General features: G+C 69.1%; 15 protein-coding genes. 12 read left to right on the top strand and 3 right to left on the bottom strand.

Features of this window, described 5'->3' with window-relative positions:
- Positions 1-42: 42 nt before the first annotated feature.
- The gene (locus QTI68_RS32955; protein WP_286527813.1) at positions 43-1,653 is read right to left on the bottom strand and encodes an indolepyruvate oxidoreductase subunit beta family protein; all 1,611 of its coding nucleotides are present in this window, start codon (positions 1,651-1,653) and stop codon (positions 43-45) included.
- Positions 1,653-3,806 (bottom strand): thiamine pyrophosphate-dependent enzyme, encoded by a 2,154-nt coding sequence (locus tag QTI68_RS32950; RefSeq protein WP_286527762.1) that lies wholly within the window; start codon positions 3,804-3,806, stop codon positions 1,653-1,655. The genes QTI68_RS32955 and QTI68_RS32950 overlap by 1 nt, the downstream gene beginning before the upstream one ends.
- Positions 3,807-3,935: 129 nt before the next feature.
- On the opposite strand from QTI68_RS32950, the gene QTI68_RS32945 reads away from it, so the two are divergent.
- The 12 genes from QTI68_RS32945 (at position 3,936) to QTI68_RS32890 (ending at position 19,397) form a co-directional block, all read left to right on the top strand.
- The gene (locus QTI68_RS32945; RefSeq protein ID WP_286527760.1) at positions 3,936-4,850 is read left to right on the top strand and encodes a LysR family transcriptional regulator; all 915 of its coding nucleotides are present in this window, start codon (positions 3,936-3,938) and stop codon (positions 4,848-4,850) included.
- 135 nt (positions 4,851-4,985) lie between these two features.
- Complete coding sequence (locus QTI68_RS32940) at positions 4,986-5,762, top strand: methyltransferase, TIGR04325 family (RefSeq protein ID WP_286527758.1); 777 nt, start codon at positions 4,986-4,988, stop codon at positions 5,760-5,762.
- Between the two features lie 166 nt (positions 5,763-5,928).
- Complete coding sequence (gene xdhA, locus QTI68_RS32935; RefSeq protein ID WP_286527811.1) at positions 5,929-7,533, top strand: xanthine dehydrogenase small subunit; 1,605 nt, start codon at positions 5,929-5,931, stop codon at positions 7,531-7,533.
- Between the two features lies 1 nt (position 7,534).
- Positions 7,535-9,958 carry a xanthine dehydrogenase molybdopterin binding subunit gene (gene xdhB / locus QTI68_RS32930; protein WP_286527757.1) on the top strand — a complete coding sequence of 808 codons (2,424 nt, stop codon included), beginning with the start codon at positions 7,535-7,537 and terminating at the stop codon, positions 9,956-9,958.
- Between the two features lie 65 nt (positions 9,959-10,023).
- Positions 10,024-10,977, top strand: coding sequence for a LysR family transcriptional regulator (locus tag QTI68_RS32925; protein ID WP_286527754.1), 954 nt, complete (start codon positions 10,024-10,026; stop codon positions 10,975-10,977).
- Between the two features lie 81 nt (positions 10,978-11,058).
- The gene (locus QTI68_RS32920; protein ID WP_286527753.1) at positions 11,059-12,417 is read left to right on the top strand and encodes an NCS2 family permease; all 1,359 of its coding nucleotides are present in this window, start codon (positions 11,059-11,061) and stop codon (positions 12,415-12,417) included.
- 39 nt (positions 12,418-12,456) lie between these two features.
- The gene (locus tag QTI68_RS32915) at positions 12,457-13,998 is read left to right on the top strand and encodes an ABC transporter ATP-binding protein (RefSeq protein WP_286527751.1); all 1,542 of its coding nucleotides are present in this window, start codon (positions 12,457-12,459) and stop codon (positions 13,996-13,998) included.
- Positions 13,991-15,142, top strand: coding sequence for an ABC transporter permease (locus QTI68_RS32910; protein ID WP_286527748.1), 1,152 nt, complete (start codon positions 13,991-13,993; stop codon positions 15,140-15,142). The genes QTI68_RS32915 and QTI68_RS32910 overlap by 8 nt, the downstream gene beginning before the upstream one ends.
- On the top strand, positions 15,142-16,062 hold the full coding sequence (locus tag QTI68_RS32905; RefSeq protein WP_286527746.1) for an ABC transporter permease: 921 nt from the start codon (positions 15,142-15,144) through the stop codon (positions 16,060-16,062). The genes QTI68_RS32910 and QTI68_RS32905 overlap by 1 nt, the downstream gene beginning before the upstream one ends.
- 51 nt (positions 16,063-16,113) lie before the next feature.
- Entirely contained in the window at positions 16,114-17,283 is a 1,170-nt protein-coding gene (locus QTI68_RS32900) for a BMP family ABC transporter substrate-binding protein (protein ID WP_286527745.1), read from the top strand.
- Between the two features lie 66 nt (positions 17,284-17,349).
- Positions 17,350-18,342: a Rieske 2Fe-2S domain-containing protein gene (locus tag QTI68_RS32895; protein WP_286527742.1), complete on the top strand. Its 993-nt coding sequence runs from the start codon at positions 17,350-17,352 to the stop codon at positions 18,340-18,342.
- Positions 18,342-19,397 carry an adenosine deaminase gene (locus QTI68_RS32890; protein WP_286527740.1) on the top strand — a complete coding sequence of 352 codons (1,056 nt, stop codon included), beginning with the start codon at positions 18,342-18,344 and terminating at the stop codon, positions 19,395-19,397. Before QTI68_RS32895 ends, QTI68_RS32890 begins: the two co-directional genes overlap by 1 nt.
- On the opposite strand, the gene QTI68_RS32885 is transcribed toward QTI68_RS32890, so the two are convergent.
- Positions 19,355-20,650: an MFS transporter gene (locus QTI68_RS32885; protein WP_286527738.1), complete on the bottom strand. Its 1,296-nt coding sequence runs from the start codon at positions 20,648-20,650 to the stop codon at positions 19,355-19,357. The genes QTI68_RS32890 and QTI68_RS32885 overlap by 43 nt on opposite strands.
- Positions 20,651-20,724: the final 74 nt, after the last annotated feature.

Here is a 20,724-nt window from a genome sequence, read left to right as displayed (position 1 = left end):
TTTGTTTGTCTCTGGCACGGCGCCGACGGCGTCCGCGTGCGTTCAGGTGCGATGGCTGGCGGCAGCTGGTGGCTTGCGCTTCATCCAGCGAATCGGCTGCGCGACCACCGGCCGCGGCGGCGCGCCGTGGCGCACCAGCGCCGCATCGAGCGCGTTGCCGGCCTCGTCCGCCAGCGCGGCTTCGCGCGCTGCCGCGATGGCCGTGGCGCGCGCGGCCGGCGAGCCGTCGGGCAGCGGCGCCGTCGCCAGGTGATCGATCACGTGCAGCAGGTTGGCCTTGCCGCGCTCGTTGGTGCTGCCGTAGCCCTTGATGAGGCGGCCGCAGAGCGCCACCTCGTGGCCCAGGCGCCAGTCGGCGCGCGTGCCTGCGACGACGGCGTCGAGCCAGCGCACGATCAGCGCTTGCTCCTCGGCGAAGCGGCTGCCGCGCTTGCGCAGCCAGCGCAGCGAGGCCAGCAGCCGCAGCGAGGCCATGCCGATCACCGAATGGCTGCCGACCTTCAGCGGCATCGCCCAGGGCGTCGATCGGCGCCGGTCCCAGGCGGTCACCCGATGCGCCAGCGGCGCCGGCAACAGCGCCGCGAACTCGGGGGCGCCGGGCTTGAAGTGGTCGTACACCTTGACGATGTCGTCGTCGCCGGCCTTGACCTCGCCGCGCACGCGCAGCGCCCGGCTGGCGCGGCTCTTGAGTTCGGCCACCCGCACGATGTCGTCGAAGGCCATCCACAAGGCCAGCCAGCGCGCCATTTCGCGCGTGGTCGAGTAGCCGTGGGCGGCTGCCGGATCGGCCGCGCGCTCGGCGGCCAGCACCTGGGCCAGGCGCTCGACATAGAGCGCGGCGTAGGCGGCGTCCTGGTAGTCGAGCACCCGCGCATGGCCGAGCGCGAGCAGGTCGTGCATCGGCGCCGGGAACCGGGCGGCCACGGACGGCGGCAGGGGCGTCGGCAGCGCGCGTTCGCCGCTCGCGCTGTCCAGCAGGCGAGTCACCATGGCGGCCTGCTCCCGCGGCGCGTTGACTGCGTCGAAGGCAGCATCGAAGCCGCGCAGGCTGGCGGCAGCCATCTTGCTCGGCTTGTCGCCTTCGCCGCCCCGCACCGCTCGCTCGAAGGCCGCGCGCGGGAACGGAAACAGTGCACTGCCGGCGATCGCGCCGAGCATCACGGCACTGACCACCGTGCCGGCCTCGCGCGCCGCGGCCCCCATGTCGAACACGTGGTGCTCGCGGCTGAAGGCCTTGACCACCTCGAGCAGCCGGCCGGCATCGGCGCGGCCATCGCCGGGCTGCATGCGCTCGGCGGTGGTCAGGGTGCGGGCCGAGGAAGTGATGACGAGGGTGCGCTCGGGGGCGCTCATGCCGTTGCCGATCTGGCGCGTGGTCTCGAGCAGTTCGGACGAGACGATGGCGTCGAGCGCGCCCGGCACCGGACTCAGGCTGAACACCGGCCGGCGGCCGCCGAGCTCGGCCAGCGGCACCGGGAAGACCTCGACGTAGTAGGTGGTGGCACCGGTGCGCTGCGCCACGCCGGGGATCGAGGTGCTCTGCGCCGCGTAGCCCGCATGGCGCGCGGCATCGACCAGCCATTCGGTCAGCACGCCGCCGCCTTCGCCGCCGAGGGCGCAGATGAGCAGGGTGGTGGGTTGGGTGCGGTTCATCATGCGGGTTGGAGAAGTCGGACGAATGCGCCGCGCAGTCCGTGCAGCAGGCGTTCGTGCCATTTCGGGTTCTGCACCACCTCGGCGCGGTAGAAGCTCGGGCACAGCGTGGCGGCATGGGCGTTGGCGCCGCACAGGCCGCAGCCCACGCAGCCGTCGATCACGACCGCCACCGGATCGACCTTGAGCGGGTCCGGGTTGTCCTTGATCGTCAACGTCGGGCAGCCCGACAGGCGGATGCAGGCATGGTCGCCGTTGCAGACATCCTCGTCGACGCCGTACTTCACGCGCACCACCCGCTCGCCTCTCTTGAGCAGGCTGGCGATCCACGGCTTGATGCGGCGCTGCCGCTCGAGCTGGCATTCGCCCTCGGCGACGATCACCTTGAGGCCGTTGAAGTCGCTGGTGAAGGCATCGTTGAGCGTCTTGCGCATCTTGTCGACGTCGTAGGTGTGGACCGTGTGCAGCCACTGCACGCCCAGGCCCCTGAGCGTGGCCTCGATGGTCTGGTTCTTGTCGACCAGGCTCTGCTGCTTGTCGACCGCGCGCTCCTTCACCTCGTCGTCGGGCGTGGAGATGATGTCCTGCGTGCCGGTGGCCGAGGTGTAGCCGTTCTTGAAGATCAGCAGCACCGCATCGTCGCCGTTGAAGAGCGCGCTCTGCACGCCCGTGAGCAGGCCGTTGTGCCAGAAGCCGCCGTCGCCCATGATCGACAGCGCCCGCCGCTGCATCATCGGCGACACGCCGGCGCGGCTCGCCAGGCTCATGCCGTAGCCGAGGATCGAATGCCCCATCGAGAACGGCTCGAAGGTGCCGAAGGCATGGCAGCCGATGTCGGCCGCGATGTGGACCGGGCCGCTGTCCTGCTGGGCCAGCTTGAGCGCTGCGAACACCGGCCGCTCGGGGCAGCCGATGCAGAAGCTCGGCGGCCGAATGGGCAGCGGGGCGTCGAGCCGGGTCGCGACCGCGGCGCGGCGGTCGATGTTGCCCGCCAGCCAGGTGCGGGCCGAGCCGTGCGCATGGTCCGGCAGGTAGCGCTCGGCGAAGCGGCCGACGCCGGTGGCCAGCACCTCGACACCGTATTCGCCGGCGGCCGGCAGCATGTCGCAGCCGTGCAGCGGCGTCTGGATGTCGCGCCGGCGCAGCAAGGTCGCGATCTCCTGCTCGATGTATTCGGGCTGCCCCTCTTCGACCACCAGCACCGCGCGCTTGCCGACGCAGAAATCCGCCACTTCCTCGGGCACCAGCGGATAGGCGACATTGAGCACCAGCAGCGGGACATCGGTGGCGCCGAAGGCATCCGCCAGGCCGAGTTGCTGCAGGCTGCGGATGAGCGCGTTGTAGAGTCCGCCCTGCACCACGATGCCGAGGTCGGCGTGCGTGCCCGGGATCAGTTCGTTGAGCTTGTGCTCGGCGATGTAGCGGCGCGCTGCCGGCAGCCGTTCTTCGCCCTTGAGCTTCTCGTGGCGGAAGGTGACGGGCGGATGCGCGAGCCGCATGTAGTCGAAGCCGGCGGGCTCCGCCATGAGTGCACGGGTCGAGATGGCGGGCGGCAGGTTGTCCCTGCATTCGAAGCTGCCGCGCACGTGGCAGGTGCGGATCCGCAGCTCCATCATGCAGGGCATGTTGGAGAACTCCGACAGCCGGAAGCCGTGCTCGACCATGTCCACCATCACGGCCAGATCGGGCCGCGGGTCGAGCAGGCACATGCTGGACTTGAGCGCGTAGGCATGCGTGCGCTCCTGGATCACCGAGGCGCCTTCGCCGTAGTCCTCGCCGACCACGATCAGCACGCCGCCCTTGACGCCCGGCGACGACAGGTTGGACAGCGCATCGGCCGCCACGTTGGTGCCGACGATCGACTTCCAGGTGACGGCGCCGCGCAGCGGGTAGTGGATCGAGGCGCCGAGCATCGCCGCCGCCGAGGCTTCGTTGGAGCAGGCCTCGACATGCACGCCGAGTTCGTCCATGTAGGGCTTGGCCTGCACCATGACGTCGAGCAGGTGGGACACCGGCGCGCCCTGGTAGCCGCCGACGTAGGCCACGCCGGACTGCAGCAGTCCCTTGGTGATCGCGAGGATGCCCTCGCCGTGAAAGGTGTCGCCGGCACCGAGGCGCAGGGCCTCGATTTCCTTGCTGAATGAGACTTCCAAGAGACGGATTCCTGTTTGCCGGAGGGCTTGGGTGGCGTGGACGGGGCGGCGCCGGGGTCGGCTCGCCGGCCGGCCGCCAGTGTCGCGGGGCGGTCAGCAGCCATCAATAAAATAATCAAACTAAGCAACATGAACGCCATGCATATCGATTCGATCGACCTGAACCTGCTTCGGCTGTTCGACGCCGTCTACCGGGCCCGCAGCGTGAGCCGGGCGGCCGAGTCGCTGGGCCTCACCCAGCCGGCCGCCAGCCACGGGCTGGGCCGGCTGCGCCTGCTGCTCAAGGACGCGCTCTTCACGCGGGCGCCGGGCGGCGTCGCACCGACGCCGCGCGCCGACCGGCTGGCGGTGGCGGTGCAGGCGGCGCTGGGCACCCTCGAGGAGGCGCTCAACGAGCCCGATCGCTTCGAGCCCCCGGCTTCGCGGAAGACCTTCCGCATCCACATGAGCGACATCGGCGAGGGCCGCTTCCTGCCGCTGCTGATGGCCCGTCTGGGCGCGCTGGCGCCCGGGGTGCGGCTGGAGACGCTGCCGCTGCCGCCCGCCGAGATCGCCCCGGCGCTGGACAACGGCCGGATCGACTTCGCCTTCGGCTTCCTGCCGAAGGTGCGCGACACCCAGCGCGCGCACCTGCTGAACGACCGCTACATCGTGCTGCTGCGCGCGGGCCATCCGTTCACGCGCGGCCGGCGCAACAGCGGGGCGCTGCTCGACGCGCTGCAGACGCTCGAGTACGTGGCCGTGCGCACCCACGCCGAGACCCTGCGGATCCTGCAGCTGCTCAACCTCGAGGACCGGGTGCGGCTGACCACCGAACACTTCATGGTGCTGCCGGCGATCGTGCGGGCCACCGACCTCGCGGTGGTGATGCCGCGCAACATCGCCCGCGGCTTCGCGCAGGAGGGCGGCTACGCGATCGTCGAGCCGGCCTTTCCGCTGCGCGACTTCAGCGTCTCGCTGCACTGGAGCAAGCGCTTCGAGGGCGATGCGGCCAACCGCTGGCTGCGGCAGGTGATTCGCGAACTGTTCAGCGAGGGAGCCTGAACATCATCTGACTTGAAGTACGACAATGGTTTACGATTTCGAACATATTTTTTTAGGATGAAGGCATGCGACATCCATCTGTCATCGACGCATCGACCCAGCCCGCCCCCCTGGCGGGCGCGAGAGCCTGACCGCATGGCTCAGAACCTTCTGCCGCGAGCGTTTCGCGAGGCCGCCTATCGCCGCAAGTTCATCGACAACGTCGACGAGCACCTGTTCATGGGCTCCTACGAGAGCTTCGAAGCGGCTGCCGCGGCGGCACCGACGTCCAAGCCCATGGGGTTCGACAACGCCGCGGAGGCCCGCCGGCTGTTCAGCCAGAAGATCTTCTTCTACGACTACCCGGGGCTGTTCTGGATCGCCCGCTCGTTCGAGGACGGCTTGCGCTCCGTGTTCGACCTCGGCGGCCATGCCGGCATCAAGTACTACGCGTTCCGTCGCGTGCTCAACTACCCGTCGGGCATGCGCTGGAGGACCTGCGATGTCGCAGGCGTCATCCAGGCCGGCCGCGAGATCGCGGCCGAGCGCGGCATCGGCGAGGAACTGAGCTTCACCAGCGACTACAAGGAAGCCAGCGGCTTCGACGTGCTGTTCATTTCGGGTTGCCTGCAGTTCCTGCCCGAACGCATGCCCCAGATCCTGGCCGCGCTGCCAGTCAAGCCGAAGCGCATCATCCTGAACACCACGACGGTGCATCCCGAGCGAACGATCTTCACCGTGCACAGCCTCGGGTTCGGCTTCTGCCCCTACCGAATCCAGAAATACGACGAACTGATGGCCGACCTGGTCGAGGCGGGCTACGTGCGGCGCGATGCCTGGCGCAATGAGGGCAAGCTGATCGAGGTGCCCTTCGTCGAGGGCGGAGACGCCGCCTACTACGCCGGTTGCTGCTTCGACCTCCGGCCGGGTTAGGGCGCCTCCCGGGCCCGGCGACTTCAAGGGTTTTCCCTATCGTCACATACCGGGCACGACATAGGCGCTATGGGTGGGACCGTATGCATGGCATGCGGCAAAGTACTAACTTCGACATGGCCCGATTTTTGATCGTTCCAGAGCGTTGACAGAACCCACCCACGAGATGCGCATGACCCCGAGCACCCAACCGATCCGCTTTTTCCATCGCGGCCGAATCGTCGACGTCGGCGGCGTCCATCCGACCCGTTCGGTGCTCGACTGGCTGCGCGAGGACGTGCGCTGCACCGGCACCAAAGAGGGTTGCAACGAGGGCGACTGCGGTGCCTGCACCGTGGTCATCGGCGAACTGGCCGAGCCGGGCGAGAAGGGCGCGGTCGGCGGCTTGCGCCTGTCGACGGTCAATGCCTGCATCCAGTTCCTGCCCACCCTGCACGGCAAGGCCTTGTTCACGGTCGAGGACCTGAAGGCGCAGTGCGGCCACGGGCACGATGCGACGCGGCACGAGAAACACCCGGTGCAGCGGCTGCACCCGGTCCAGCAGGCGATGGTCGACTGCCATGGCTCGCAGTGCGGCTTCTGCACCCCCGGCTTCGTGATGTCGCTGTGGTCGACCTACGAGCACCACCAGGAAGGCGGCACCCAGCCGACCCGGCAGCAGCTGGCCGACGACCTGTCGGGCAACCTGTGCCGCTGCACCGGCTACCGGCCGATCCTCGATGCCGGCCAGCGCATGTTCGACCTGCCTGGCGTGCGGCTGGACACCGCGCCGGTGGTCGAGGCGCTCGCCAGCCTGAAGCACGACGCCACCTTCGACTACGCCGCGCCCCTGGGCCAGCGGCTGGACCATTTCCATGCGCCGACCACGCTGGCCGAACTCGCCGCGCTGCGCGAAGCCAAGCCGGCTGCCCAACTGCTCGCGGGATCGACCGACGTCGGGCTCTGGGTCAACAAGCAGTTCCGCGACCTCGGCGACATCATCTCGGTCGGCGACGTGGCCGAGCTGAAGGTGATCGAGGAGCGCGGCAGCGGCGCGGCGGCCGAGCTCTACATCGGCGCCGGTGCCTCGCTCGAGAACGCCTTCAGTGCCCTGGTGCAGCGGGCGCCGAGCCTGACCGATGTCTGGCTGCGCTTCGCCTCGCCGCCGATCCGCAACGCGGGCACCATGGGCGGCAATGTCGCCAACGGCTCGCCGATCGGCGATTCGCCGCCGGTGCTGATGGCGCTCGACGCCGAGATCGAACTGCGTCGCGGCGAGCGCGTGCGCCGCATGCCGTTGCCCGAGTTCTATGTCGACTACATGAAGAACAAGCTCGAGCCGGGCGAATTCGTGCAGGGGCTGGCGGTGCCGCTGTCGGCGCTCGGGCGCCAGCTGCGCGCCTACAAGATCAGCAAGCGCTTCGACTGCGACATCTCGGCCTTGTGCGGCGGCTTCGCGATCGCGCTCGACGGCGAGGTGGTGAAAGAGATCCGCCTGGCCTTCGGCGGCATGGCAGCCACCGTCAAGCGCGCCGCGCAGGCCGAGGCCGCATTGGCCGGGAAGCCCTGGACCCAGGCCAGCGTGAACGCCGCCAAGCTGGCGCTGGCGCAGGATTTCAAGCCGCTGACCGACATGCGCGCGAGCGCCGACTACCGGCTGCAGGTGGCGCAGAACCTGCTGCAGCGCCTGTGGCTGGAAACGCGCACCAACGACCCGCTGCCGGTGGCAGCCACCAGCGTCTGGAGCGTGATGCCGCATGCCGTCGCCCTGGACGCCGTGCAAGGAGCCTGACATGAACAAACCCCTCGATCCCAGCCTGTTCCAGTCGGCCGAGGCCTTCGCCGACTACCTGACCAACACGGCCGCGCGCATCGACGCCAAGGCCGAGGCCCGCGCGCATGACGATGGCGCCCGCGTCGGCATCAGCCGGCCGCACGAGTCGGCCCAGCTCCATGTCGCCGGCGAGGCCACCTACATCGACGACATCCCCGAACTCGCGGGCACGCTGCACTGCGCCCTGGGCCTGTCGCCGGTGGCCAACGGCCGGCTCACGGGCGTCCGCCTCGACGGCATCCGGGCGATGCCAGGCGTGGTCGCGGTGCTCACCGCCGCCGACATTCCGGGCAGCAACGACTGCGGCTCGATCGTCCATGACGACCCGATCCTGTGCAGCGGCGACATCCGCTACCTGGGCCAGCCGGTGTTCGCGGTGATCGCCGAGACCCGCGACGCCGCCCGCCGCGCCGCGGCCCGCGCCAAGGACGCGCTCGACATCGAGGCGCAGCCGCCGGTGCTGACGCCGCAGGACGCGCATGCCAGGGGCCAGTACGTGGTGCCGCCGATGCACCTGGTGCGCAGCACGAACGAAGGCGGCGCGCAGGCCGCGATCGCCAGGGCGCCGCATCGGCTGAAGGCCGAGCTCGACGTCGGCGGGCAGGAGCAGTTCTACCTCGAAGGGCAGATCAGCTATGCGATCCCCAAGGAGGGCGGCGCGATGCACGTCTACTGCTCGACCCAGCATCCGAGCGAGATGCAGCACCTGGTGGCGCATGCGCTGCACCTGCAGGCCAACGAGGTGCATGTCGAGTGCCGGCGCATGGGTGGCGGCTTCGGCGGCAAGGAGTCGCAGTCGGCCCTGTTCGCCTGCGTGGCCTCGGTTGCCGCCAGCAAGCTGCAGCGCCCGGTCAAGCTGCGGCTCGACCGCGACGACGACTTCATGATCACCGGTCGGCGCCACTGCTTCTGGTATGAATACGAGGTCGGCTACGACGACGAGGGCCGCATCCTCGGGGCCGAGATCTCGATGGTCTCCCGCGCCGGCCACTCGGCCGACCTGTCGGGCCCGGTGATGACCCGCGCCCTGTGCCATTTCGACAATGCCTACTGGCTGCCCGACGTCGCCATGCACGGCTACTCGGGCAAGACCAACACCCAGAGCAACACCGCCTTCCGCGGCTTCGGCGGGCCGCAGGGCGCGATCGCGATCGAGAACATCCTCGACAGCGTGGCGCGCGAACTCGGCCGCGATCCGCTCGACGTGCGGCGCGTCAACTTCTACGGCAAGGGCGAGAACAACGTCACGCCCTACGGCCAGTTGGTGAGCGACAACATCATCCACGAGCTGGTGGCCGAACTCGAGGCCACCAGCAGCTACCGCACGCGGCGCGAGGAGATCGCGGCCTTCAACGCGAAGAGCCCGGTGCTCAAGCGCGGCATCGCCCTGGCGCCGCTCAAGTTCGGCATCTCGTTCAACGTCAAGCACTTCAACCAGGCCGGTGCGCTGGTCCATGTCTACACCGACGGCTCGATCCTCGTGAACCACGGCGGCACCGAGATGGGGCAGGGCCTCAATACCAAGGTGGCGCAGGTGGTGGCGCACGAACTCGGCGTCAGCTTCGAGAGCGTGCGGGTGACGGCCACCGACACCCAGAAGGTGGCCAACACCTCGGCCACCGCGGCGTCGACGGGTGCCGACCTGAACGGCAAGGCGGCACAGGATGCCGCCCGCCAGATCCGCGAACGGCTGGCCGCCTGCGCCGCGGCGCGCCATGGCGGCGAGGCGTCGCAGGTGCGCTTCGCCAACGACAAGGTCGAGGTCAACGGCCGCACCTTGCCCTTCGGCACCGTGGTCGGCGAGGCCTACCTCGACCGGGTGCAGCTGTGGTCCGACGGCTTCTACGCCACCCCGGGTCTCAGCTGGGACAAGGACAAGATGTTCGGCCGGCCGTTCTTCTACTTCGCCTACGGCGCCGCCGTGAGCGAGGTGGTCGTCGACACGCTGACCGGCGAGTGGAAGCTCCTGCGCGCCGACATCCTGCACGATGCCGGCAAGTCGCTGAACCCGGCGGTCGACATCGGCCAGGTCGAGGGTGCCTTCATCCAGGGCATGGGCTGGCTCACGACCGAAGAGCTGGTCTGGCATCCGAAGACCGGCCTGCTGACCACCCACGCGCCGAGCACCTACAAGATCCCGACCGCCAACGACTGCCCGCCGGTGTTCAACGTGCGGCTGTTCGAGGGCCAGAACTGCGAGGACTCGATCCACCGCAGCAAGGCGGTCGGCGAGCCGCCGCTGCTGCTGCCGTTCTCGGTCTTCTTCGCGATCCGCGATGCGGTGTCGGCGGCCGGCGAGCACAAGGTCGACCCGCCGCTGCGCGCGCCCGCCACCAGCGAGGCGATCCTGAACGCGATCACCGCGGTTCAGGCCGGCGCCTGAGGGTCTTTCCATGTGATTGCCGCGCTGTATAACTGCCCGCACATTCCAGACCACGGCGGGCAGTCATGAGAGACCAGGCGCTTCTCGACAAGATCGATCTTCATCTCATCAGGGTTCTACACACCGTGCTGACCGACCGCAGCGTCTCGCGAGCCGCCATCCGATTGGGGATGTACCAGCCCGCCGTTTCCGCCGCCCTCAAGCGGCTGCGCGAACTCTCGGGCGATCCGCTGCTGGTGCGCTCGGGCTCGGGCATGGTGCCGACCGACGCCGGGCTGCGGATGATCGAGCCGGCGGCCGCCATCCTGCGCTCGGCCGAGGTGCTGTTCAGCGACGCCCGCGGCTTCGATCCGCAGACTGCCGCCACCACCTTCCGGATCGCCGCCAGCGACTACATGGACCCGCAGTTCCTGCCGCTGCTGGTGGCGCAGATCAAGAGCCAGGCGCCCCTGTGCCACATCGAGATCCATCCGCTGTCGTCCGATTCGGACTACCACGCGCACCTCTCGCTCGGCCAGGTCGACGTGGTGGTCGGCAACTGGCTCAAGCCGCCTGAAGACCTGCACATGGCGCGGCTGTTCGGCGACGAGATCGTCTCGATGGTCAACAAGGACCATCCGGCGGTGCGGCGCGGCTGGGACCTGGAGAGCTGGCTCGCGGCCGAGCACATCGCGCCGACGCCGACGCATCCGGGTGCCCGGGGGATCATCGACCAGATGCTCGACGAGATGGGCCGGCAGCGCAACATCATGGCGCGCTGCGCCCACTTCGGGCTGATCCCCGACATGGTGGCCTCGAGCCTGCTGGTGCTGACCACCGGCCGCCAGTACTGCGAGCGCTTCGTCGGCCGGCTGCCGGTCGCGATCCTCGATTGCCCGGTGCCGCTGCCGCGCCTCATGTACTACCAGCTGTGGCACGAGCGCACCCATTCCTCGAGTTCGGCGCGCTGGCTGCGCGAGCGCACCAAGGCGGTGGCGGCGTCGCTGCGGCCGCCGCCCGCCGCGGCCGGTCCCGACTAGACCGCACAAGAATTTCGCGCCGGCGTCGCGATACGGACAGGAACGCCACGAGCCCAAAGAAACGAGACGGAGACAAATGCGATGAACCGGACAGACACGGTGCCCACCGGGCACGCCACCACGCCACGCCCCGCCGCCAGCGGCTGGGCCGAAAGGCTCTTCAAGCTCAGGGAGCACAACACCACGGTGCGCACCGAACTGGTGGCGGGCCTCACGACTTTCCTGACGATGGCCTACATCATCTTCGTCAACCCGTCGATCCTCGGCGACGCGGGCATGCCGAAGGACGCGGTCTTCGTCGCCACCTGCCTGATCGCGGCGCTCGGCACCGCCATCATGGCGCTCTACGCCAACTACCCGATCGCGCTGGCGCCCGGTATGGGCCTGAACGCCTACTTCGCCTACGTGGTGGTCGGCCAGATGGGCTTCACCTGGCAGGCGGCGCTGGGCGCGGTGTTCGTCTCGGGCTGCCTGTTCCTGCTGGTGACGGTGTTCAAGCTGCGCGAGCTGATCATCCGCGGCATCCCGCATTCGATCCGGGTCGCCATCACGGTCGGCATCGGGCTGTTCCTGGCGATCATCGCGCTCAAGAGCGCCGGCATCGTGGCGCCCTCCAAGGCGACCTACGTCACGCTCGGCGACCTGCACACGCCCGAGGTGGTGCTGGCCACGCTGGGCTTCTTCCTGATCGTGGTGCTCGACCGGCTCAAGGTGCCGGGCGCGATCCTGATCGGCATCATCGCGGTGACGGTGCTGTCCTTCTTCTTCGGCGGCAACGTCTTCCACGGCATCTTCGCGCCGCCGCCGTCGATCGCGCCGACCTTCCTGCAGCTGGACATCAAGGCGGCGCTGACGGGCGGCATCCTCAACGTGATCCTGGTGTTCTTCCTGGTCGAGCTGTTCGACGCCACCGGCACCCTGATGGGCGTCGCCCGCCGCGCCGGCCTGCTGGTGCCGGGCAAGATGGACCGCCTCAACAAGGCGCTGCTGGCCGACAGCGGCGCGATCTTCGCCGGCTCGCTCCTGGGCACGTCCAGCACCACCGCCTACGTGGAGAGCGCGGCCGGCGTCCAGGCCGGCGGCCGCACCGGGCTCACGGCGCTGACGGTGTCGGTGCTGTTCCTGGCCGCGCTGGTGATTTCGCCGCTGGCCGGCGCGGTGCCGGCCTATGCCACGGCACCGGCCCTGTTCTTCGTGGCCTGTTTGATGCTTAGGGAACTGACCGAACTCGACTGGGAAGACACGACCGAAGTGATTCCGGCGGCGGTCACCGCGCTGGTCATGCCCTTCACCTATTCGATCGCCAACGGCCTGGCGTTCGGCTTCATCACCTACGCGGTGCTGAAGCTGTTCACCGGCCAGGCCCGCAAGGTCCACTGGATGGTGTGGCTGATCGGCGGCGTTTTCCTGTTCAAGTTCATCTATATCGGCGGACACTGACGACAATGCGTCCCTAAAACCCAACGGCCAGGCACAGGCATGACAATCCACAGACTCCAGCTCGCGCACATCACCAAGCGCTACCCCGCGGTGGTCGCCAACAGCGACGTTTCGCTGACGGTGGCGCCCGGCGAAACCCACGCGGTCCTCGGCGAGAACGGCGCTGGCAAATCCACGCTGATGAAGATCATCTACGGCTCGGTCAAGCCCGACGAGGGCAGCGTGATGTTCAATGGCCAGCCGGTCAACGTGCGCAACCCGCAGGAGGCGCGGGCGCTGGGCATCAGCATGGTGTTCCAGCATTTCTCCCTGTTCGACACCCTGACCGTGGCCGAGAACGTCTGGCTCGGGCTGGACAAGAGCCTGGCGCTGGCCGAGGTGGCGCGTCGGGTCCAGGCCAAGGCGGCCGAATACGGGCTGGACATCGACCCGGCGCGGCCGGTCCACACGCTGTCGGTCGGCGAGATGCAGCGGGTCGAGATCATTCGCGCGCTGCTGACCGACCCCAAGCTGCTGATCCTCGACGAGCCGACCTCGGTGCTGACGCCGCAGGCGGTGCAGAAGCTGTTCGTGGTGCTCAAGAAGCTGGCCTCCGAAGGCTGCAGCATCCTCTACATCAGCCACAAGCTGCACGAGATCCGCGAGCTGTGCACGGCCTGCACCGTGCTGCGCGGCGGCAAGGTCACGGGGGTGTGCAATCCGCAGAACGAATCGAACGAATCGCTGTCGCGGCTGATGATCGGCGCCGAGCCGCCGCCGCTCACGCACCGGCCGATCCATGCGGGCGCGGTGGCGATGCAGGTCAAGGGCCTGAGCCTGGCGCGCGAGGACCAGTTCGGCGTCGACCTGGACGGCATCTCGCTGGACGTCCGCGCCGGCGAGGTGGTGGGCATCGCCGGCGTCTCGGGCAACGGCCAGAAGGAACTGCTCTACGCACTGTCGGGCGAGGACACGCGGGCCGAGGCCCGCATGATCGAGGTCTTCGGTCAGCCGGCGGCCCACTTCAGGCCGCGCCGGCGCCGTGCGCTGGGGCTGCACTTCGTGCCCGAGGAGCGGCTGGGCCGCGGCGCCGTGCCGACCCTGGGGCTGGCGCAGAACATGCTGCTCACCCGCAGCAACGCGGTCGGCAAGGGCGGCTGGATCCGGACCGGCGCGCTGCAGCAGCACGCCGCCAAGATCATCCAGCGCTTCAACGTCAAGGCCGGCGGGCCGAACGCGGCGGCACGCTCGCTGTCGGGCGGCAACCTGCAGAAATTCATCGTCGGGCGCGAGATCGACGCCGACCCGAAGATCTTCATCGTCTCGCAGCCGACCTGGGGCGTGGACGTCGGCGCCGCGGCGCTGATCCGCGGCGAGATCCTGGCGCTGCGCGACGCCGGCTGCGCGGTGCTGGTGGTCAGCGAGGAGCTCGACGAGCTGTTCGAGATCTGCGACCGCCTGCACGTCATCGCCAAGGGCCGCCTCTCGCCCTCGATCGATCGCGCCGCCGCCACGGTGCCGCAGATCGGAGAATGGATGAGCGGCCTCTGGGACGCTTCGCCACATGCTGCCAAGGCAGCCACGGAGGTGGCCCATGCTTAAGCTCGAACCCCGCCCGCAGCTCTCGCGTTTCTGGAGCTATGGCTCGCCGATCCTGGCGCTGCTGATCACCGTGCTGATCGGCATGGTGCTGTTCGCCCTGCTCGGCAAGGACCCGGTCAAGGGCCTCGCGGTCTTCTTCTGGGAGCCGATCAAGAGCAGCTATGCGCTGGGCGAGCTGATGGTCAAGGCGACGCCGCTGCTGATCATCGCGCTCGGCCTGGCCGTGTGCTTCCGCTCCAATGTCTGGAACATCGGCGCCGAAGGGCAGTTCGTGTTCGGCGCGATCTGCGCCGGCGGCGTCGCGCTGCTGGCCGACAAGCAGACCGGGTCGTGGATCGTGGCCGCGATCCTGGTCGCCGGCATCCTGGGCGGCATGGTCTGGGCCGGCATCGTGGCCTTCCTGCGCGACAAGTTCAACGCCAACGAGATCCTGGTGAGCCTGATGCTGGTCTACGTCGCGGTGCTGCTGCTGGGCTACATGGTCTATGGCCCGTGGAAGGACCCGCAGGGCTACAACTTCCCGCAGACCAAGACCTTCGAGGCCGTGACCCAGATCCCGCGGCTGCTGAAGGGCTCGCGCGTCAGCATCGGCCTGCTGATCGCGCTGGCCGGCTCGGCGGCGCTGTGGGTGTTCCTGTTCCGCACCCGGGCCGGCTTCGCCCAGCAGGTCGGCGGGCTGGCGCCGGCGGCCGCGCGCTACGCGGGCTTCTCGGCCCGGCGCGCGGTCTGGATCGCGCTGCTGACCTCGGGCGGCGCGGCCGGCCTGGCGGGCGCGCTCGAAGTGGCGGGCCCGATCGGCCAGCTCACGCCCTACGTTCCCGCCGGCTACGGCTTCGCCGCGATCATCGTGGCCTTCGTCGGCCGGCTGCACCCGGTCGGCATGATCTTCTCGGCGATCCTCATGAGCATGTTCTACATCGGCGGCGAGCTGGCCCAGTCGCGGCTCGGCCTGCCCAAGTCGCTGACCGGCGTGTTCCAGGGCCTGCTGCTGTTCACGCTGCTGGCCTGCGACACGCTGATCGCCTACCGGATCCGGCGCAAGGCGGCGGTCAAGGTGATCGCCTCGACCTCCGGGACCGGTTCGCTTCAAGCGAGTACACCCCTGACGGCCCCCGTCGCCCGTCCCACCGAAGGAGCCGCATGATGGAATCCTACGCACTGCTCCTCGGCTCCACGCTCAGCGCCGGCACGGTCCTGGCCATCGCCGCCCTGGGCCTGCTGATCAACGAAAAGGCCGGCATCGTCAACCTCGGCGCCGAGGGCATGATGCTGTGCGCCGCGATCGCCGGCTTCGCCACCGTGGTGGTCACGCACAACACCTGGCTCGGCTTCCTGGCCGGCATGGTGGCCGGGGCGCTGCTGGCCGCCTTCTTCGGCGTGCTGGTGATCTGGCTCAACACCAACCAGTACGCCACCGGGCTGGCGCTGAGCCTGTTCGGGGTCGGTTTCTCGGCCTTCGCGGGCATCAACTTCGTCCAGGCCAAGCTGCCCGAGAGCGTTTCCTACGCGCTGCCGGTGCTGGGCGACATCCCGCTGGTGGGGCCGGCGCTGTTCCGCCATCACCCGATGGTCTATTTCGCGGTGCTGCTGACCATCGGCCTGATCTGGTTCCTCTACCGCACGCGCGCCGGACTGGTGCTGCGCTCGGTCGGCGAGTCGCCCGAGTCCTCGCACGCGCTGGGCTATCCGGTGCGGCGCATCCGCTTCCTGGCGGTGATCGCCGGCGGCGCGCTGTGCGGGCTGGCGGGCGCCTACCTGTCGACCGTCTACACGCCGCTGTGGGTCGAGGGCATGGTGGCCGGACGCGGCTGGATCGCGCTCGCGCTCACCACCTTCGCGACCTGGCGCCCGGTGCGGGTGCTGCTCGGCGCCTACCTGTTCGGCGGGGTGTCGATGCTGGGCTTCCACCTGCAGAGCACCGGGGTCAACATCCCGAGCCAGTTCCTCAGCATGCTGACCTATATCGCACCGATCGTGGTGCTGGCATTGATCTCGCGCAACCCCGCATTTATCCGCGTCAACATGCCGGCTTCGATTGGGAAACCCTTCTACCCCGGCTCATAATCACGTTTCCTTTTGTTTCTCCGCCAACCCGTCCTTCGAGGATTTCGAACAATGAATGATCTGAACAAGCGTTCCCTGCTCAAGCTGGCTGCTCTGACCGCAGTGGCGTCGGCCGCCCTCATCGGCTGCGGCAAGAAGGAAGAAGCAGCAGCCCCCGCCGCGGCACCCGCGGCGCCGGCACCGACCGCCGCGGCCCCCGCGCCGGCGGCCCCGCTGAACATCGCTTTCGCCTATGTCGGCCCGGTCGGCGACGGCGGCTGGTCGTTCGCGCACGACAACGCCCGCAAGGCGATCGAGAAGGAATTCGGCGACAAGATCAAGACCACCTTCGTCGAGAGCGTGCCCGAGAGCGCCGATGCCGAGCGCGTGTTCCGCGACATGGTGAGCCAGGGCAACAAGCTGATCTTCGGCACCACCTTCGGCTACATGGAGCCGATGCTCAAGGTCGCGGCCGACAACAAGGAAGTCAAGTTCGAGCATGCCACCGGCTACAAGACGGCCGAGAACATGCGCACCTACGACAGCCGCACCTACGAAGGCGCCTACATGGCCGGCGTGATCGCCGGCTCGATGACCAAGAGCAACACGCTGGGCGTGGTCGGCTCGGTGCCGATCCCCGAGGTGCTGCGCAACATCAACAGCTTCACGCTGGGCGCCCAGTCGGTCAACCCGAAGATCTCGACCAAGGTGGTGTGGGTCAACGAATGGTTCAGCCCGCCCAAGGAAACCGAAGCCGCCACCGCGCTGATCAACGGCGGCGCCGACGTGCTGTTCCAGAACACCGACTCGCCGGCCGTGCTCAAGACCGCCCAGGAAAAGGGCAAGCGCGCCTTCGGCTGGGACTCCGACATGACCGCCTACGGCCCGAAGGCCCACCTGGCCTCGGCCGTCATCAACTGGACGCCGTACTACACCAAGGCCACCCAGGACATGCTGGACGGCAAGTGGACCACCGGCCAGACCTGGTGGGGCGTCAAGGAAGGCGCGATCGACCTGGTGTCGATCGCCGAGGACGTGCCGGCCGAGGCCAAGGCCAAGGTCGAGGAAGTCAAGAAGGGCCTGAAAGACGGCAGCTTCTCGATCTGGAAGGGCCCGATCGTCGACCAGGACGGCAAGGAAGTGGTGGCTGCCGGTGCCGTGGCCGACGACAAGTTCCTGAGCGGCGTCAACTTCTACGTCAAGGGCGTCGAAGGCAAGGTGCCGGGCGGCGACAAGAAGTAAGGCGACGAACCGGATTTCCGGTCGGAAGGGTTGTCCTCGGGCAACCCTTTTTCATTTGAGACCACGATGATCGAAAGACAACTCTGGCACCCGGTCGTGCTGGCCGATGAAGTCGCAGCGGCGCCCGTGGCCGTGCGACTGCTCGGCGACAAGCTGGTGCTGTGGCGCGATGGCGCCGGTGCCGTCCACGCCTGGGCCGACCGCTGCCCGCATCGCGGCGCGCAGCTCTCGCTCGGTCGCGTCGTCACCTGCGATGGCGGAGCGGCGCTCGAGTGCCCCTACCACGGCTGGCGCTTCGAACCCGGCGGCCGTTGCATCCACGTGCCGGCGCTGCCGGACTTCGTGCCGCCGGCCACGCACCGCGCCGCGACGCATGCCGCGGTCGAGGCCCAGGGCCTGGTGTGGGTCCGGCTCGAAGGCGAGGGCGATGCAGCGCTGCCCGCCTTCGAGGCCGAGGACGACGCGGGCATGCGCAAGATCAGCTGCGGCCCCTACGACGTCGAGACCAGCGCCCCGCGCCTGGTCGAGAACTTCCTCGACATGGCGCACTTCGGCTTCGTGCACGAAGGCTGGCTCGGCGCGCGCGAGATGGCCGTGATCGACGACTACCGCGTCGAAGCCACGCCCGACGGCCTGCGCGCGACCGGCTGCAAGGCCTGGCAGCCTCAGTCCACGGCCCATTCGACCGCGCCGGCGCAGGTCGAATACGGCTATGAGGTCACGGCGCCCTATGCGGCGGTGCTGACCAAGGTGCCCGAGGCCTCGAGCGTCGGCATCGACGGCTACCGCGAATCGATCGCGCTCCAGATCTGCCCGGTCGATGCCGAGCGCAGCCGGGTCTGGTTCCGCTTCGCCACGTCCGATTTCGAGCGCGACGCAGCCTCGGTGCGCGCCTTCCAGGACACGATCTTCCTGCAGGACAAGCCGGTACTCGAATCCCAGGCGCCCAAGCGGCTGCCGCTCGACTTGCGCGCCGAACTCCACACCGTGGCCGACAAGGCCTCGTCCCTCTACCGCCGCCATCTCAAAATGCGCGGCATCACCTTCGGAGTCTGCTGATGACCATTCCCCAAAAACGCACCGTCCGCGACATCGCCGCCGACCGCCTGCCCGCGCTGCTGCGCGCCATGCCGAAGGCCGAGCTGCACATCCACATCGAGGGCTCGCTCGAGCCCGAGCTGATCTTCGCGCTGGCGCAGCGCAACGGCGTCGCCATTCCCTACGCCAGCGTGGAGGACCTGCGCGCCGCCTACGCCTTCACCAACCTGCAGACCTTCCTGGACATCTACTACGCCGGCGCCAGCGTGCTCCTGAAGGAGCAGGACTTCTACGACATGGCCTGGGCCTACCTGGAGCGGGCGGCGGCCGACAACGTGGTGCGCACCGAGATGTTCTTCGATCCGCAGACCCACACCGAGCGCGGCGTCGCGATGCAGACCGTGATCGACGGCCTGCACCGGGCCTGTGTCGATGCCAAGGCCAGGCTCGGCGTCGATGCCGAGCTGATCCTGTGCTTCCTGCGCCACCTCAGCGAGGAGGATGCCTTCGCCACGCTGGAGCAGGCGCTGCCGTTTCGCGACCGCTTCATCGGCGTCGGCCTCGATTCGAGCGAGCTCGGCCATCCGCCCGAGAAGTTCGCCCGCGTGTTCGCGCGCTGCCGCGAGCTCGGCTTCCACCTGGTCGCCCATGCGGGCGAGGAGGGGCCGCCGGCCTATGTCTGGAGCGCGCTCGACGTGCTCAAGGTCGAGCGCATCGACCATGGCGTGCAGAGCACCAAGGACGCCGCGCTCATGAAGCGGCTCGCCCAGGACCGCATTCCGCTGACCGTCTGCCCGCTGTCGAACCTCAAGCTGTGCGTGTTCCCCGACCTCGGCCAGCACAACCTGCGCGCGCTGCTCGACGGCGGCCTGGTGGCCACGGTGAACTCCGACGACCCGGCCTACTTCGGCGGCTACATGAACCAGAACTTCACCGAGACCTTCGCCGCCACCGGGCTCACGGCGCAGCACGCCTGGCAGCTGGCGGCCAACAGCTTCGAGGGCAGCTTCGTCGATGCCGCGGCCAAGCGCGCCTATGTCGACCGGCTCAGCGCGGCCTTCGACGCCTTCGCCTGAACCGCATCCGCCGGCGCCGAGAGCAGCGGCAGGGAGGCGGCCGCGCAGGCCGCGGCCGCCAGCCACACCAGCGGCCAGCCCTGCAGGGCCAGCAGATGGGGGATGAAGAGAGGCGTCGCGAAGCAGACCAGGAACACGCTGGTGTTCGCCATGCCCAGTGCGGTGCCGGCCCGGGCCGCGCCCGCGCGGGTGGCCAGCTCGGTGTAGGCGACGCCGTGCCAGGCCGATACGCACAAGCCGCTCACGGCCAGCAGCCCGATCAGCAGCGCGCGCAGCGCAGCCGAACCACCGGTCGCCGCGTCGCCCGCCAGTGCCAGCGCCGCCAGTGCCGCGAACAGCAACATGCTTAGCAGGCTGCAGGCGCGCAGGTAGGCCGGCCGGTTCCGGCGGCGATCGGTCCAGCGCCCGCTCCAGACCCGCATCGCCATCGCCCCGACCTGCATCGCCGTCATCGCGGCGGCGATGACGCCCAGCCCGGCGTGGCCGAAGTCGTGCAGGAAGATGGTGCCGAAGGACAGCACCGCGAACTGCGGCGCGCACAGGATGCCGATGCCCGCCGCGAGGCGCCAGACGCGGGCGTCGCGCAACGGGCCGTCCCGGCGCTGCGCGGCCCGCGCCGCGGCCGGAGCGGGCGCGAGCGGCGCCGCGGGTTCATGCACCCAGGCCCAGGCCAGCAGGGCGCTGAGCCCGCACAGTGCGGCCAGTACGCCGTACATCGCCGCAAAGCCGAAGCGCGATGCGACCGCCGGCAGCAGCATGGCGCCGACCGCGCCGCCGAGCGGCACGGCGGTCTGCCGGATGCTCATCGCCAGGCCGCGCTCGCCGTCGGCGAACCAGCCCATCACCGCCCGGCCGCTGGCGCCGTTGACGCTGCCGCCCAGCAGGCCGACCCCGAGCAGGCCGGCACCGAGCCAGCCCAGACCGGGCACGTGCTGCGGCGTCGGCGCTGCCAGCAGCGCCATCGCGAGCAGCGCCAGGGCGGTGGCGGCGAGGCCGGTCAGCAGCACCGGCCGGTCGCCCCAGCGGTCGGTCAGCAGGCCCCACGGCAGTTCGCTCACGGCGATGCCGAGGCCCATCAGTCCGAGCACCAGGCCCAGGGTGGCGTTGTCGAGCCGGTAACCCGATCGCATCAGCACGGCGGTCATCGGGATGCCGCTGAAGGCGACCGAGAACGCCGCGTTGGCGGCGACGCCTGCGGCAAGCACCTTCCAGCGGTGCGACGAGGTGGCGGGGAGAGAGGGGGCTTGCATCATGCGGCGCAGTGTCCGCTCGTGCAAAGCTTTTGAAAATCAGAAAATAATCAACCATCCGTCCACAAAAACGGGAT

Source organism: Variovorax sp. J31P207, from assembly GCF_030316965.1.
Lineage (GTDB): Bacteria > Pseudomonadota > Gammaproteobacteria > Burkholderiales > Burkholderiaceae_C > Variovorax > Variovorax ginsengisoli_B.
Note: the sequence above shows the minus strand (reverse complement) of the source record. Positions and strands in the feature narration are given on the sequence as shown.